The sequence below is a fragment of the Blattabacterium cuenoti genome, from assembly GCF_014251635.1.
GTDB lineage: Bacteria > Bacteroidota > Bacteroidia > Flavobacteriales > Blattabacteriaceae > Blattabacterium > Blattabacterium cuenoti_S.
Window position 1 is genome coordinate 1 of sequence record NZ_CP059194.1, and the last position, 16,698, is coordinate 16,698.

The 16,698-nt window shown below is 26.4% G+C and carries 12 protein-coding genes and 1 other RNA gene; 4 read left to right on the forward strand and 9 right to left on the reverse strand.

From position 1 onward, the window contains the following. From nusA to aspS, 3 genes are read left to right on the forward strand one after another with little or no spacing between them, the layout of a single operon-like run. The gene (gene nusA, locus H0H64_RS00005; RefSeq protein ID WP_185857324.1) at nucleotides 1-1,254 is read left to right on the forward strand and encodes a transcription termination factor NusA; all 1,254 of its coding nucleotides are present in this window, start codon (nucleotides 1-3) and stop codon (nucleotides 1,252-1,254) included. Nucleotides 1,255-1,307: 53 nt separating this feature from the next. Beyond that, on the forward strand, nucleotides 1,308-3,917 hold the full coding sequence (gene infB / locus H0H64_RS00010; protein WP_185857325.1) for a translation initiation factor IF-2: 2,610 nt from the start codon (nucleotides 1,308-1,310) through the stop codon (nucleotides 3,915-3,917). Between the two features lie 13 nt (nucleotides 3,918-3,930). Further along, a complete protein-coding gene (gene aspS / locus H0H64_RS00015) occupies nucleotides 3,931-5,643 on the forward strand; it encodes an aspartate--tRNA ligase (RefSeq protein ID WP_185857326.1) in 1,713 nt (570 codons plus the stop codon). On the opposite strand, the gene H0H64_RS00020 is transcribed toward aspS, so the two are convergent. Then, entirely contained in the window at nucleotides 5,629-6,126 is a 498-nt protein-coding gene (locus tag H0H64_RS00020; protein WP_185857327.1) for an inorganic diphosphatase, read from the reverse strand. The two genes, aspS and H0H64_RS00020, sit on opposite strands and share 15 nt — an antisense overlap. Nucleotides 6,127-6,136: 10 nt before the next feature. Beyond that, complete coding sequence (locus H0H64_RS00025) at nucleotides 6,137-7,324, reverse strand: dihydrolipoamide acetyltransferase family protein (RefSeq protein WP_185857328.1); 1,188 nt, start codon at nucleotides 7,322-7,324, stop codon at nucleotides 6,137-6,139. A gap of 100 nt (nucleotides 7,325-7,424) precedes the next feature. Here H0H64_RS00025 and H0H64_RS00030 point away from each other — a divergent pair, with 100 nt between their 5' ends. Next, complete coding sequence (locus tag H0H64_RS00030; RefSeq protein ID WP_185857329.1) at nucleotides 7,425-8,963, forward strand: NAD(P)H-hydrate dehydratase; 1,539 nt, start codon at nucleotides 7,425-7,427, stop codon at nucleotides 8,961-8,963. A 41-nt stretch (nucleotides 8,964-9,004) separates the two neighbouring features. Here the strand turns inward: H0H64_RS00030 and lnt are convergent, their stop codons facing one another. From lnt to H0H64_RS00065, 7 genes are all read right to left on the reverse strand, one after another. Then, on the reverse strand, nucleotides 9,005-10,708 hold the full coding sequence (lnt, locus tag H0H64_RS00035) for an apolipoprotein N-acyltransferase (protein ID WP_238784989.1): 1,704 nt from the start codon (nucleotides 10,706-10,708) through the stop codon (nucleotides 9,005-9,007). Further along, nucleotides 10,675-11,079, reverse strand: a transfer-messenger RNA (tmRNA) gene (gene ssrA / locus H0H64_RS00040). Before ssrA ends, lnt begins: the two co-directional genes overlap by 34 nt. A gap of 53 nt (nucleotides 11,080-11,132) precedes the next feature. Continuing rightward, entirely contained in the window at nucleotides 11,133-12,374 is a 1,242-nt protein-coding gene (gene rodA, locus H0H64_RS00045; protein ID WP_185857330.1) for a rod shape-determining protein RodA, read from the reverse strand. Beyond that, nucleotides 12,358-14,262: a penicillin-binding protein 2 gene (gene mrdA / locus H0H64_RS00050; RefSeq protein ID WP_185857331.1), complete on the reverse strand. Its 1,905-nt coding sequence runs from the start codon at nucleotides 14,260-14,262 to the stop codon at nucleotides 12,358-12,360. Before mrdA ends, rodA begins: the two co-directional genes overlap by 17 nt. After that, a complete protein-coding gene (locus H0H64_RS00055) occupies nucleotides 14,259-14,774 on the reverse strand; it encodes a hypothetical protein (protein WP_185857332.1) in 516 nt (171 codons plus the stop codon). The genes mrdA and H0H64_RS00055 overlap by 4 nt, the downstream gene beginning before the upstream one ends. Next, on the reverse strand, nucleotides 14,774-15,607 hold the full coding sequence (gene mreC, locus H0H64_RS00060; protein WP_185857333.1) for a rod shape-determining protein MreC: 834 nt from the start codon (nucleotides 15,605-15,607) through the stop codon (nucleotides 14,774-14,776). The genes H0H64_RS00055 and mreC overlap by 1 nt, the downstream gene beginning before the upstream one ends. An 18-nt stretch (nucleotides 15,608-15,625) precedes the next feature. Continuing rightward, the gene (locus tag H0H64_RS00065) at nucleotides 15,626-16,666 is read right to left on the reverse strand and encodes a rod shape-determining protein (RefSeq protein ID WP_185857334.1); all 1,041 of its coding nucleotides are present in this window, start codon (nucleotides 16,664-16,666) and stop codon (nucleotides 15,626-15,628) included. Nucleotides 16,667-16,698: the final 32 nt, after the last annotated feature.

Consider the following 16,698-nt stretch of genomic DNA (forward strand, 5'->3'; position numbering starts at 1 on the left):
ATGGATAATGAAGCTTTAATCGATTCTTTTTCAGATTTTAAATATGAAAAAAATATAGACAGAGTAAGTCTTATGGCCATTTTAGAAGAATCTATACGATGTGTTTTAAGAAAAAAATATGAATCATCACAAAATTACGATATCATTGTCAATCCAGATCAAGGCGATTTAGAAATATGGAGAAACCGTATAGTGGTCCAAGATGGAAAAGTAAAAGATATAAACAAAGAAATAGAATTATCTATAGCTAGAAAAATAGAACCCGATTTCGAAATTGGAGAGGAAGTTACAGAGAAAGTAGAATTACAATCTTTAGGAAGAAGGGCAATTTTATCTCTAAGACAAAATTTGCTTTCTAAAATTAACGAATATGATAATACGAATATTTATAAAAAATTTAAAAATAAAATAGGAGAAATTATTAATGTGGAAGTCTATCATATTTTGCCTAAACAGATAATTATGAGGGATGATGAACAAAACGAAATGGTTTTACCTAAACAAGAACAAATTCCAAGTGATTTTTTTAGAAAAGGAGATCCAGTTAGAGCTTTAGTTAAACGAGTAGACTGGAAAGACAATAAACCTTTTGCTATTCTTACGAGAAAAGATGAATCTTTTTTAGAAGAGCTTTTTAAGCTGGAAATTCCAGAAGTTTCTGATGGCTTAATTACAGTAAAAAAAGTGGCACGTATTCCAGGAGAAAAAGCTAAAATAGCGGTAGAGTCTTATGATGATCGTATAGATCCAGTTGGAGCTTGTGTGGGGATGAAAGGCTCTAGAATTCACCCTATAGTCAGAGAATTAAAAAATGAAAATATAGATGTTATTAATTATACCTCTAATACACAATTATATATAACGCGATCTTTAAGCCCCGCTAAAGTTTCTATGATGGAAATTAATGAAGAACATAAGTATGTTAATGTATATGTAAAAATTGAAGAAATATCAAAAGCAATTGGGAAAGGGGGACAAAATATAAAATTAGCAAGTCAATTAACCGGATACAAAATACATATATTCAGAGATTATCCTTATGAAGATGATGTAGAACTAACAGAATTTTCTGATGAAATAGAATCAGACGTTTTAGAAAAATTTCATAAAGTAGGTTTAAATACAGCAAAATCCGTTTTAAATTACAGAAAAAATGATTTAAGTAAACGAACTAATCTTGAAGAAAAAACTATAAACAAAGTATTCACCATATTGAGAAAAGAATTTGAAGAAGAATTAAATATAAATACGTAATTTTTTCTTTTTAATATTTTTATTTTTGTTCTTAATACATTTTATATTTTTATATGACTGATAAAATCAGATTAAAAACAGTATTGACAAAATTTAATATATCCTTACAAAGAGTAATTAGTTTTTTACAAAAAAAAGGAATTGAAATAGAAAATAATCCTAATGCTAAAATAGAAGAACAAGTATATAAATTTCTTGTCAGAGAATTTAAAACTTACAAAGAAATACGAGATGCGTCTGAGAAAGTTTTTTTGCAAAAAAGAATAGAAAAAGAAAAAATAAAAGAAGAATTATTAAAATCAAAACACATTCACAATTATCAAATTATACGAGCTAAATCAGATAGATTAATTGAATTTAAGAAAGTAGGAAAAATAGATATTGAGACATTAGACAAAAAATATGGGACTAAAGAAGAAAAAAAAAATAAATTATATCAACATAAAGAGAAAAAAATAGATAATAGATTTAAAAATAATAATAAACCTGAACATATTGATACAATTTATCAAAAACTAGATGGAGTTATGTTAACAGGAGATAGAATAGATCTATCTCAATTTGAAAAAAAAAGAACAAGATCAGAAACTAAAAAAAAACGAAAAAGAATTAAAAAAGAAATTTTCATTGAAGAAATAAAAAATATTACTACAGGAAAAAAACAAAATAAAGAAAGAAAATCCTCTTTTAACAAACATTCTAATGAAAAGAAAATAGATAAATCCAAAAGTAAAAAAAATGCACAAAAATCAGTAATTACTGATGAGCAAATAAAAAAACAAATTAAAGAAACTTTGGAAAAGTTATCTTCCAAAAAAATGAAATCAAAAGCTTCAAAAATTAGAAAAGAAAAACGTCAGTCTAAGAAGGAAAAGAGGCTTTTGCAAAATGAAATAGAAAATAAAAGAGAGGAAAAAATTCTTAAACTAGCAGAATTTACTACAGTTAATGAATTAGCATCTATGATGAAAGTTAATGCTACTGATGTGATTATGTCTTGCATGTCTTTAGGAATTATGGTAACTATGAACCAAAGATTAGATGCAGAGATATTAACTTTAGTTGCAGATGAATTTGGTTACAATGTAAAATTTATTGGTCTAGACTTAGAAGAGGCCGTTCAAGATGATAAAGATTTAGAGGAACATTTAAAACCCAGACCTCCCATCATTACTGTAATGGGACATGTCGATCATGGAAAAACATCTTTATTAGATTATATTAGAAATACTAATGTCATTGCAGGGGAAGCAGGCGGAATTACACAACATATAGCCGCTTATAGTGTAGAATGTTCCAATAATCAAAGTATTACTTTTTTAGATACTCCGGGTCATGAAGCTTTCACCGCTATGCGTGCAAGAGGAGCACAAATCACAGATATTGCAATCATAGTTATAGCGACGGATGACCAAGTTATGCCACAAACCAAGGAAGCAATTAGTCATGCTCAAGCAGCTAATGTTCCTATTCTTTTTGTTTTCAATAAAATAGATAAATCTAATGCAAATTCAGATAAAATTAGAGAACAATTAGCTAATTTGAACTTTTTAGTAAAAGAATGGGGAGGAAAATATATTACTCAAGAAATATCAGCAAAATTGGGAACTGGAATAGATGAATTATTAAAAAAAGTACTTTTAGTTTCTAAATCATTAAATTTAAAAGCAAATCCAAATAAACCTGCTATAGGAACTGTTATAGAAGCTTCTTTAGATAAAGGGAGAGGATACATTAGTACTTTACTTCTACAAGGAGGAACATTGAAAGTTGGAGATTATATTTTAGCAGGGAGTCATCATGGAAAAGTAAAAAGTATTTTAGATGAACGAGGAAAATCTATTTCATTAGCAGGACCGTCTAAACCTATTACTATACTGGGATTGAATGGGGCTCCTACAGCCGGAGATAAATTTAAAGTATTTAAAGATGAAAAGGAAGCAAAACAACTTGCTTCTAGAAGAGAACAATTGCAAAGGGAACAAAATATACGGGCCCAAAAACATCTTACATTAGATGAAATAGGAAGACGTATAGCGTTAGGGGATTTCAAAGAATTAAAAATTATTATTAAAGGAGATGTAGATGGATCAGTTGAAGCTATTGCCGATTCTCTTCAAAAATTATCTACAAATACTATTATGATCAATCTTATTTATAAAGGAGTTGGTCAGATTACAGAATCTGATGTATTATTAGCAAGTGCTTCAGATGCTATTATTATAGGATTTAATGTTCGTCCTAATATTGGATCTAAAAATATAGCAAAAAAAGAAAATATAGAAATACGAACTTATTCTATCATATACGATGTGACCAATGATATTCAGGAAGCGATGGATGGGATGTTATCTCCAGAAATTAGAGAAAAAATACTAGGAAATGCTGAAATTAGAGAAATATTTAAAATACCAAAAACAGGAACTATAGCTGGATGCATGGTAATAGAAGGAAAACTATTACGTCAAGCGAAGGTAAGATTAATTAGAGAGGGAATTGTGATTCATAATGGAGAATTTACTTCTCTTAAACGTTTTAAAGAAGATGTTAAAGAAGTTTCAAAAGGATATGAATGTGGATTAGGAATCAAAAATTATCATAATATTAGATCTGGAGATATTATAGAAGTTTATGAAGAGTTATCTGAATATAAAAAAAATTAATAATGAATAATGTATGTATAGAACACATAATTGTGGAGAATTGAGTCGAAAAGATATTGGAAAAGAAGTGATATTATCTGGATGGATTCAAAAAATAAGAAATTTAGGATCTTTATTTTTTATAGATATTAGAGATTATTTTGGGATTACACAACTAATTATTTCTAAAAAATTAATAAAAAGAAATTCTTTTTTGGGAAAAGAATTTTTAATTAAAGTAAAAGGAAAAGTGGTAGAAAGATTATCTAAAAATTACAATATTTCTACAGGGGAAATAGAGATTTCCATATCTCATATAAAGATATTAAATTCATCTCTATCACTTCCTTTTACTATAGAAAATCAAACAGATGGAAATGAAGAAATTAGAATGCTTTACCGATATCTTGATATCAGAAGAAATCCTATTAAAAATAATTTGATTCTTCGTCATAATTTAGCTTTGGAAACACGTAATTTTCTTTCAAAAAATGGATTCTTGGAAATAGAAACTCCTGTATTGATAAATTATACTCCAGAAGGAGCTAGAAGTTTTGTCGTTCCTTCTAGAACACACATTAATAAATTCTATACATTAGCTCAATCTCCACAATTATTTAAACAATTGTTAATGATAGGAGGAATTGACAAATATTTTCAGATTGTCAAATGTTTTAGAGATGAAGATTCTCGTTCTGATAGACAAATAGAATTTACACAAATAGATTGTGAAATGTCTTTCGTAGAAGTACACGATGTATTAGTATTTTTCGAATATTTTATTAAACATATATTCAAAACAATTAAAAATATTCAATTAGATCCTTTCCCTTGTATTTCTTATTATGATGCCATAAAAATGTATGGAACGGATTCTCCTGATATTCGTTTTGATATACATTTTGTCGAATTGAATGATTTTGTTAAAAAACAAGATATTAATTTTTTGAAAATACAAGAATTGGTAATAGGAATTAAAATTAAAAAATGTTATAATATTCATGAAAATAATAAAATGAATTGTTTTCTGAAAAAAATAGAAAATAAAAATTTTTTTTGGATAAAATATTTATATGATCAAACTTTACTTTATTCTAATCAAAATTTTTTAAATCAAGAAATTGTAAAAATATTCATAAAATATTTTAAAGCTACACCCGGTGATTTATTATTTTTTTCTTATGGAGAAAAAAGTAAAACTAGAGAAGAATTTGGTAAAATACGACTAAAAATAGCAGATTTTTTGAATTTAAGAAATTCTAAAATATTCAAACCTTTGTGGATTACAGATTTACCTCTATTAGAATGGGAAGAAAAATCGAAAAAATATAAATCTGTACATCATCCATTTACTAGTCCAAAAGAAGAAGATATTCATTTATTAGAAAAATATCCAAAAAATATTCGTTCTAAATCTTATGATTTGATTATAAATGGAATAGAAATTGGGAGTGGATCTATACGTATTCACAATAAAAACGTACAAAATTTAATTTTTAAACATTTAGGATTGTCTCAAAAAGAAATAGAATCTAGATTCGGTTTTTTTATAAAAGCTTTTGAATATGGTATTCCTCCTCATGGAGGAATAGCTTTTGGATTAGATAGATTAATTAATACTTTAGAAGGAAATGAGAATATGAAAAATTTCATAGCCTTTCCAAAAAATAATTATGGAAAAGATATAATGATAAATGCTCCATCTTTTTTAGAAAAAGAAAAATTAAAAGAACTACATCTGTGTTAAATGATTTTGATATCGTAAACAAGATTGTTGATATACAGAAATAGCTTCTTTTTGATCTTTCCAATTTCCTATTTTCACTTTTTTGTTTTCTAAATCTTTATATACCAAAAAAAAATGTTCTATCTCTTTTTTTGTATGTAAAGGAATTTCATCAATATTATTTATAATATTATAATTAGGATCTGCAACTGGAACACAAATAATTTTTTCATCTTCTCCTTTTTCATCTATCATGAAAAAAATTCCTATAGGTTTTACTGTTATTAAACAACCTGGTATTGTAGGTTCCGTTAGGAAAACCAATACATCTAATGGATCCCCATCCATAGAAAGAGTTTTTGGAATAAAACCATAATCTGTCGGATAACTCATAGGAGAATACAAAACTCTATCTAATCGAATGAGATTATTTTTTTTATCAAATTCATATTTATTTCTGCTTCCTTTGGGAATTTCTATGAGTGCATCAAAACTGACTTTCATAATTTTTATATTATATTTTTGTATAACAATTAAATTTTTCTAAATATAAAGCTACTTTTTTAGCAAAACATCCACCTAAAACACCATCTATTACACGGTGATCATAAGAATGAGATAAATAAATTTTATGTCGTATTCCTATTAAATCTCCTTCTGGAGTTTCAATAATAGATAATTTTTTTTGAATAAGACCTATCGCCATAATAGCAACCTGCGGTTGATGTATAATTGGTGTTCCAAAAAGATTTCCAAAACTCCCAATATTACTAATAGTATAAGTCCCCCCTTGAGTTTCTTCAGGTTTTAATTGATACGATTTAGCTCTTTTTATTAAATCATTAATAATTTTTATTAATCCTACTAAATTGTAAGAATCTGCATTTTTTATTACAGGAACAATCAAATTACCATTAGGTAAAGCAGTAGCTAAACCTATATGGATATTTCTTTTTTTTATTATATTTGTACCATTTACTGAAATATTTATCATAGGAAGATCTTTTATTGCTTTGACTACACATTCCACAAAAACAGACATTAAGGTTAATTTTTCTCCTGTATTTTTCTGAAAAGAATCTTTTATTTTTTCTCTCCATTTTACTATATTAGTCACATCCGCTTCAACAAAAGAAGTGACATGTGCGGAAATATTTTTACTATTAACCATATGTTCTGCCGTAACCCTACGCATTCTATCCATCTCAATTATTTCTTCATTTTTATTATTTATCCCTATAACACCTATAACATTATTATAAGGAATAACAATATTTCTTTTTTTAATACTAATATATTTTAATATATCTTTCTTAGTTACACGCCCTTTATTTCCAGTCCCTTCTATTGTATCCAATTCATAAAAACTGATCCCTTCTCTGTGAGCAATAGTCCGCACAAGAGGAGAATAAAAACGTTTTTTACTTTTTTCTATTGGAATATTTTCTAAAGAAAATTTTTCTTCCGTTTCTAAAATAGCAATGAAACTTCCTACTTTAGCAACTTCATTCGGAGAAAATAGTTTCTTTTTTAAAATACCATTTACAGGGGAAGATATTTCAGAATCAACTTTATCTGTAGCTATTTCTACCAAAAGATCTTCTTTTTTTACAAAATCTCCCTCTTCTTTTAACCAACGAATGATAGTAGCCTCAGCTATACTTTCACCCATGGCTGGAAGGGTCAAATTATACTCGGCCATCTAGATTAATCGTTTTATATTTGCAGATACTAATCAGATTTCACAATCTAATCAAAATAGAAAATTTACAAAACCAAAAATAATAAATTCATTTTAAAAAATGAAAATTCTTTCTTTAAATCAAATTAGAAAAGCCGATCAATATTGTATTGATTCCGAATCAATTTCTTCTGTTCAGCTAATGGAAAGAGCAGCTAAAGGCTGTTTCGATTGGATTATTCATAATAAATATTTCAAAATTAAAGAAATTCCATTTATAGTATTAGCGGGAAATGGAAATAATGGGGGGGATGGGCTATCTTTAGCTTATATGTTACACTTATATGGAGCAACAGTATCGGTATATGTAGTTGCTATATCTAATCATTTTTCAAATGAGTTTTTGATTAAAAAAAATCAAATATTACAGTACAATATAAATTTTAAAACAATTAATGAAAAAGAAAAATTTCCTTTTTTAAATCAGAAAAGTTATATTATTGATGCTATTTTTGGAATAGGATTTAATCGTGCAATTAATCAATATTGGAAATCTTTTTTTCATTATATCAATAAAATAAAATTTAAAGCGGTTATATCTATAGATACTCCATCTGGACTTTTTATAGAAAAAAGCCATGAAAATTTTGAAGGAATAATAAAAGCTACTCATACTTTAACTTTTCAAGTTCCAAAATTATCTTTTTTATTACCAAATTACGCTGATTATGTTGGGAAGTGGGATTTAATAAATATTGGGTGGAAAGATGATTTTTTTCGTAAAATACAAACTAAAAATTTTTATATAGATGATGTATATATTCATACTACATACAAAAAAAAAATAAGAAAAAAATTTTCGCATAAAGGAAATTATGGACATGGAATGATTATAGGTGGAAGTTTTGGCATGATAGGATCTGTAGCACTTTCCGCAACTGCTAGTTTTCGCACTGGAATAGGAAAATTAAGTGTATATGTTCCTTCCTGTGGATATCAAATTATACAAAATGTACTTCCAGAAGCTATTGTAAATACAGATTATAAAACAGATTGGATCAGTAACATCCCTATTCCCAATCCCAATGAGAAAATAAATGCAATAGGAATAGGTATGGGAATGGGGACTCACCCTCAAACTGTATATGCTCTAGAATCTTTTTTATTAAAAAATAAAAAAATACCAATGGTAATTGATGCAGATGCTATAAATATATTATCACATCAATTTCAATTATTGGATCTTCTTCCGAAAGAAACTATCCTTACTCCACATCCAAAAGAATTTCAGAGATTATGTCGTAGTTCATGGAAAAACGATTATGAAAAATTACATATTTTAAAAAAAATGTCTACAAAACATAAGGTTTTTATTGTATTAAAAGGAGCTCATTCCGTTATTTCAACTCCTAATGGAACATTGTATTTTAATAGTACAGGAAATACAGGAATGGCAACGTCTGGCAGTGGAGATGTTCTGACTGGAATGATTATGAGTTTTTTATCTCAAGGATATTCTCCAAAAGAATCATGTATAATGGGAGTTTATTTACACGGATTATCGGGAGATCTTGCTTCAAAAAAATTAAGCGAAGAAGCCATAATGGCTAATGATATTATTAATTATATTGGGAAAGCCTATCTAAAAATTAAAATTTGAGTTAATTTCATTCATATTTATTTATTTTTTTATTGTTTATCTTATCTATATTTGACGTTATATATGTTATATATAATGGTATATAATAAAATTATGATCGTTGTTAATAAACTAATTTTTGATATAAAATCTCCATATTTAATGTAAAAAGTTTTCTTTTTATTAAGATATATTTTATTATACAATACACCTTCTTCTCCATAAGGAATATGGGATATGATTTCTCCTCTTTCGTTAATAAAACAAGAGATTCCTGTGTTTGCGGATCTAGCTATGTATTTTCGATTTTCAATCGCTCTAATACGAGCATAATACATATGTTGTTTATGCCCTTGTGATAAACCCCACCATCCATCATTAGTAATAATGACCATAAACTCCACATTTTTTTTTCTAAAAAAATTAGAAACATATTCACCAAAAACAGATTCATAACAAATAATAGGAGCTATTTTTATTCCTAAATAAGGATGTTTAAAAACAGAAGGATAATTTTCTTTTCCAAGTTCCATTACAGTTCCTCCAAAATTAAGTAATATATTTCCTAATATAGGGGAAAGGATTTTCTTATAAGGAAAAGTTTCTACTGCTGGAACTAATTTAGATTTATGATGAAATTCAATATTTTCATTAGTCCCTATTTGAATGACGGAATTAAAAACATCTATCCATTGTATATTTTTCGTTTTTTTTGAAAAAATAGGAATGGAAGTTTTGCTCTTATTTTTTTTTTTATTATATAAAGAAATTAATTCTACTCCTGTTATAAATACTGTATTTGGGGATTTATTTCTCAAATAATCTTTAAATACAGAAATGATTTTATTTTTATTTATATTTTTTATTTGTATTTTTTCTGAAAACATAGTTTCGGGAGCTATAATCATCATAGATTCTTTAGATATTTTTTGATCTATTAATTTTTTTAATTTTGAAATTAATTTGTTTGTGGAAATATAATATTTTTGATTGTACGGATCTATGTTTGGTTGCAAAATTAATACGTTTGCAGTACGTTCATATTGATTTCTTTTATATCTTATATAAATAAGATTTGAAATAAAAATCATGATAAAAATTATTCCTATATAAAAAAATATTTTTTTATATAATGATAAAATATTTTTATCATTTTTATACTTAATAATAGATTCTGAAAATCCAATATTCACAATCCATATCCATATAGACCCCCCTAAAATTCCTGTATATTCATACCACTGAATCCATTCAGTGTAATTCGCAAAACCATTTCCTAAATTCAACCAGGGCCAAGATAATTCCCATTCTAAATGCATTTTTTCGAAAGAAACCCATAAACAAACTAGAAATACATATCCTATTTTTTTGTCTTTTACATGCTTTTTAATCCATGAATAAAAAGAAAAAATAATTGACATAAAAAGAGCATTACATAACACAGGGGTTAAATAAGCTTCTAAAGCAAAAGTTCCATTAATTCTTTTTGCATAAGATAACCACCATGTAGAAATAGCATTCCATGTTAAGAAACTAATAAAAGAACATAATAAAATATAAAATAAAGAATGATTCAAATAATTTTCTACATATAATAAAGGAACAAAAGCGATAAATAAATATATAGGAAAACCATCTGTAGGCCATCCTAATCCTAACAAAATGCCAGAAAGTACACTGTATATAAAAAATTCAATTTTTTTTATATAAAATTTTAACTCAATATTAAAAAAAGTGGAGCTGGCGGGATTCGAACCCGCGTCCAAACAAGTAGTATAAAAGATTTCTACATATTTATCCAAAAAAAGTTTTTTACATTTTTATCCCAGTTTTGGATCTCGAATAAAAATGAAAGATTCAAAATATAGTTTCAGAAAACTTAAGAATCATATGTTTTCTTATCCTTAATAGTTTACAGTATCTCTATATCAAAAATTATAAGGATGAATTTCTGAGAGATATTTTGCTTCTGCATTTTTGCAGACTAAGACTATAATGTATTAACATTAAGCAGCAAAAGCGTATTCTTTTTCGCCATTTATATATTTTGTAACGCTGTATTTTCGTGTAATACCTTACGTGACACGATATGCTTTCTTTTATTACTTATCTTGCTGTCAAATCCAAAATCAGCCCCTAATTTTAAATCATTATTATAATTATATTAATTAGACCACTTTGAAATTAAAATCAGATCAAACTGGTTTTATCTGATGCATCTATTCTTATAAATATAAATAATAAAACTGTAAAAGACCAAAGAGATGACCCTCCATAACTAAAAAAAGGTAAAACAATTCCTATTGTAGGAAAAAGACCCATAACCATTCCTAAATTAATAATAAAATGAATAAAAAGAATATTTCCAACCGAATAACCAAAAATTCTTCCAAAAATATCTTTTTGTCTTTCAGATAAAAAATAAATACGACTAATAAATAATAAATAAAATATAATTAGAATTACACTTCCTATAAAGCCCCATTCTTCTCCTACTGTACAAAAAATATAATCCGTATGTTGTTCAGGAACAAATTTTCCTTTTGTAACAGTTCCTTTTTGATATCCTTTTCCAAAAAACTTTCCAGAACCAATGGCCGTTTTAGAATATAATAAATTATATCCTACACTATCTCTATATTTTCTATCAAATTCATTTTGAAATAAAATATTGATTCTATCTTTGTGATGTTGTTTTAAAAATTTTTGAAAAAAAAATGGAGAGAAAATAGAAAAAACTGAAAAACTAATAAATAAAAATATATAAAAAAATAAATCAATAAGCGATAATTTTCTCTTAAAAATAAAGAAAAAAATAAAAATAATGAATAAAAATAAAACTATAATCCAAGGGGGTAAACTCAATGAAAGTACAAATAAAAAAATATAAAATAAAAAATAAAATATAAAAGAAATAGACAGCCCTTCTCTATACAAAGTAAGAAGAAAAGAAGAAAAAATAATAGAAGAACCAGGATCAGGTTGTAAAAATATTAAAAAAGTAGGTAACACTAATATAATAGATATATATAATAATACTTTATTATTATTTTCAATATCTTCTTGACTCATAATATGTGCTATCATTAAAGATGTTGATATTTTAGCTAATTCAGATGGTTGAAAACTAATAGGGCCAAAAACATACCAAGATTTTGACCCATTTATATTTTTTCCAAAAAAAAATATCCCAACTAAAAGAAATAACGTAAGTAAAAAGAAAAATGGAGTTATATGTTTATAATAAATAGGTTTAAATAAAAAAATAATGAATATGAAAAGAACACTTAATAATATCCATATTAATTGTTTTTCTGCTTTTTCGTGAGAAACTGAATATAAATTCATATATCCAAAAAAAATCATAATAATATAAAAGAGAACAATTACCCAATCTATGTTTCTAAGCGATATTTTATTTCTTTTTGTCAATAGAATTTTTTGTATAAGAGTTATTAAACTTTTTCATTCTTGCTATTGAATTGTATACTTTTTTCAATCCTGAAGTCATTATTTTTTTTTCAAGATTTTTTCTATTCACATTATTTTTGATATACTTTTCCGCAATAAGGCTAGCAATAGGTCCAGCCCAACGAGAGCCAAATCCTCCATTTTCTATTATAACAGAAATAGCAATTTTAGGATCTTCTACTGGAGCGAATAATATAAAAATAGAATGATCAGGCAAAGAAACTATTTTATGATTTACTTTAATAAAATTTTGAGACGTTCCTGTTTTTCCAGCCATTCTAATATCAGATGATTTAAAACTTTTTCCAGTTCCAATAACAAAAACTTTCTCCATCCCATGAATAATTAAATCAAAATATTTACTTTTAACTTTAGTATGTTTAGCAACAGTATAATTAGGGTTGTATACAGGTTTATGATTAATTTTTTTTACGATATGTGGGGTATAAAAAAATCCGCGATTTGCTATGGCACAAACCATATTAGCTAATTGCATAGGAGTTACATTGATTTCTCCTTGACCAATACTATTAGAAATAATCGTAATAGCATTCCACTTTGTTGTTCCATATTTTTTATTATAATAATCTCCAGAAGGAATAACACCTTTTTCTCCTGTAGCTAAATCGTTATATAAATAATTTCCAAAGCCGAAACTTTTGACAATATCACACCATTCATTAACTCCTTTTGTCAAATTTTTAGGATATTTTTCTATAACACGTTTATAAACTTGTGCAAAATAATTATTGCAAGAAACAGCAACAGCTGTTTCTATTCCTATAGGAAATCCATGAATTCCAGAATGACAATGAATTCTTTTTTTTCCATATTTAAATCCCTTATAACATATGAAAGTTGTCTTGGGGTCTACTACCCCCATTTGAAGCCCTGCTAATTCAGTTAATAATTTAAATGGAGAAGCGGGTGGATAACGAGCTTGTGTCGTTCTATCAAATAAAGGATAATCTATCGTATCTTTCATTAATTTTTTAAATTCTTTAGATCTGTTAATACCTACAAATAAATTAGGATTATTAATGGGACTAGACACTAAGGATAAAATTTCTCCATTTTTAGGATTTATAGCAACTATTCCTCCTTTTTTTTGATACATAAGCTGTTCTACATAATTTTGTAAATTCCAATCTATAGTTAAAGAAACATCATTTCCACTTACAGCTTTAATATTATTTTTACTATTATTATAACCTCCTATAATGCAGCCTTTTCTATCTCTTACCCAATATTTTACTCCTTTTTTTCCTCTCAAAATTTTTTCATAAGATTTTTCTACTCCAGCCCAACCAATAAAATCTCCTATTTGATAATAACTAGATTCTTTCTTAATATCTTTTTGACTTACTTCTCCAATATATCCTAGAACATTAGCTGAACTTTCTACTTTATAATCTCTAAGAGAACGTTTTGTCCAATCAAACCCTTTGTATTTATAAAGTTTTTCTTGTATACTTGCAAATTTTTCTTTTGAAATGAAAGGTAAAAAAACAGATGGTAAATATTTAGAATAAATTTTTGCTTTTTCTAAATTTTTAGAAAAAGTATTTTTTTCAATTCCTACAAGATTACAAAATTCTGTAATATCAAAATGTTCATCTATAAGAATAGGAATAACTATTAATTCATAAATAGATTTATTAAAAACCAATAAATTTTCATTTCTATCAAAAATTGATCCTCTTTCAGGAATAACAATTTCTTGTTTTATTGAAGTGTTAAAAGCGTTCAAAATATATTTTTCCGTATATATCTGTATATAAAATAGCCTTATTATTAATATAATAGCCACAAAACTCAACAATATGTAAAATTTATATAATTTTTTCAATGTTTAATTTTTTTGAAAAAAAAATATATAATACATAAAATAGTTGTAAAAATACTGCTATATATTGTTCTAAATAAAACAATTTTGTTAAAAACAGTTCCTTTTAACATTTCTAGTATAAACAAAGAAGAATGATGTACAAAAACTAACGAAAGTATATAAAGCATTTTCCTAATAAAAGGCAATTCATAGATAGAAAAATCATTTCTATTTACAAAATTTTTTCCATCAAAAAACTGTAGAAATTTCAATCTTAAAAAAGCAGATAAAGTAGAAGAAAAAGCATGAATCCCTCCAGAATTCATACAATGGTCAATGATCCATCCTATTAAAAACGATAAAAATAAGAACAAAAATTTATTTCCATTATATGGAAATACTAATATAAAAAGAATATATATATAAGAATAGTATCCTAAAAATAGAAATAAAGGATTAAATATTGAGATTTGAACTAAACAAAGAAAAAAAATATAAAATATAGAAATAACAAAATTTTTTATTAAATTCATTACTTATTTTCAACTTTATAAAGTTGAACATCATTCCATTCTTTTTTTAATAAATTTTTTACAACATAAGCGTTTTCTATAGTAGAAAAATTAGCCATGAGTTTCACTTTTATAATATAATTAGCATGTTCTTCATCAAATTTATAAGAATGTACACTTCCAATCTGAATTCCTTCAGGAAAAGTAGCGGATTTTCCATCTGTTTCTACAATGTCACCTTTGTGTATAGTGGAATGTCTGGGAATATCATATAAAACTACATATTCATGATTCAGGCCATCCCAACTAAGAGTCCCAAAATATTTATTTTTTTTTAGTCTGGCATTAACTTTAATTTTTGGGTTTAACAGAGAAATTGCCACACTAAAATGTGGGGAAGTTTTTATAATGATTCCTGCAATTCCATTAGATAATATAATCCCCATATCTGGCTCTATTCCATCTATATTTCCTTTGTTTATAGTTATATAATTATCCTGTTCATGAATGCTATTATTTATGATTTGTACTGGAGTGAAAGTGTACTGTTGTAAATAATTAATATCTTCTTCTTTAAAATCTTTAGATATTTTTCTTATCTTAGAAAAGATTTGAGCTTCACGTAACCTTTTATTTTCATTTAATAGTTTTTTATTTTCAATTTCTAATAAAAAATAGCTACGTAGTTTATATATGACTTCATAAATTTTTCCAATCATAAAATTGGAAGAACCTGCATAAATATATTGATGAAATTTTGAATTTGAAAAAGAAAGAAAAATGGCAGAAAATTCTAGCAAAAAAAATAAAATAAAAAAACGCCATTTCAAAAAAAAATTAAAAAATTCACGCATAAAATTAATCTATCAACCCTATTTCATTAAAAATGTAAATTTATCAATATTTTTTAATGCAACACCTGTTCCTTTCACTACAGCCCTCAAAGGGTCCTCTACTAAATAAACAGAAAGTCCCGTTTTTTTGGAGATTCTTTTATCTAATCCTCTTAAAAGAGCCCCCCCTCCAGCCATATATATTCCTGTTTTATAAATATCTGCGGCAAGTTCAGGAGGTGTTCTAGAAAGAGTTTCCATTACGGCATCTTCAATTCGTAAAATTGATTTATCTAGAGCAGGAATTGTTTCTTTATAAGAGATATTCATTTCTTTAGGTTTTCCTGTAGGAAGATCTCTTCCTTGTATGTGAATATCATCTGGAGGGGTTTCTATAGATTCCATTGCCGCTCCTATATCTATTTTTATTTTTTCTGCAGTTCTTTCTCCAATATATAGATTATATTTAGAACGAAGAAAATAGGCTATATCATTAGTAAAAACATCTCCAGCTATTTTTATAGATTTTTGACAAACTATTCCACCTAAAGCGATCACGCCACATTCTGTTGTTCCTCCTCCTATATCAATAATCATATTTCCTTCTGCTTTAGTTACAGAGATACCTGAACCAATAGCTGCAGCCATGGGTTCTTCTATAAGATAAACTTCTTTAGCATTAAGATGTTGAGCGGAATCCTTTACTGCTCTTTTTTCCACTTCGGTTATTCCAGATGGAATACAAATTACCATTGTTAATGACGGAGTAAAAAATTTATTATTAACTCCTGGAACTTTCTTAAGAAACTCCTTTATCATAAGTTCTGCCACTTGATAATCTGCAATAACTCCATCTTTCAATGGCTTGTATATTTTAATATTATCATGTGTTTTTCCTTGCATTTGTTTAGCTTCTTCTCCTACAGCTAACACTTTATTTGTTCTTACATCTATAGCTATTATAGAAGGTAAATCAACTATTACCTTATTATTGTGCATAATTAATGTATTTGCTGTTCCTAAGTCTATAGCTATTTCTTGAGTGAAAAGATTCTTCATAAAATCAACTACTAATCCCATTAATATTTTTTTTATGAAAAGATTTACCTAAT

Bases quoted from the DNA above. Each gene is read 5' to 3' on its own strand.
- nusA (WP_185857324.1), top strand. From the start codon at position 1: ATGGATAATGAAGCTTTAATCGATTCTTTTTCAGATTTTAAATATGAA.
- infB (WP_185857325.1), top strand. From the start codon at position 1,308: ATGACTGATAAAATCAGATTAAAAACAGTATTGACAAAATTTAATATA.
- aspS (WP_185857326.1), top strand. From the start codon at position 3,931: ATGTATAGAACACATAATTGTGGAGAATTGAGTCGAAAAGATATTGGA.
- H0H64_RS00020 (WP_185857327.1), bottom strand. From the start codon at position 6,126: ATGAAAGTCAGTTTTGATGCACTCATAGAAATTCCCAAAGGAAGCAGA.
- H0H64_RS00025 (WP_185857328.1), bottom strand. From the start codon at position 7,324: ATGGCCGAGTATAATTTGACCCTTCCAGCCATGGGTGAAAGTATAGCT.
- H0H64_RS00030 (WP_185857329.1), top strand. From the start codon at position 7,425: ATGAAAATTCTTTCTTTAAATCAAATTAGAAAAGCCGATCAATATTGT.
- H0H64_RS00055 (WP_185857332.1), bottom strand. From the start codon at position 14,774: ATGAATTTAATAAAAAATTTTGTTATTTCTATATTTTATATTTTTTTT.
- mreC (WP_185857333.1), bottom strand. From the start codon at position 15,607: ATGCGTGAATTTTTTAATTTTTTTTTGAAATGGCGTTTTTTTATTTTA.
- H0H64_RS00065 (WP_185857334.1), bottom strand. From the start codon at position 16,666: ATGGGATTAGTAGTTGATTTTATGAAGAATCTTTTCACTCAAGAAATA.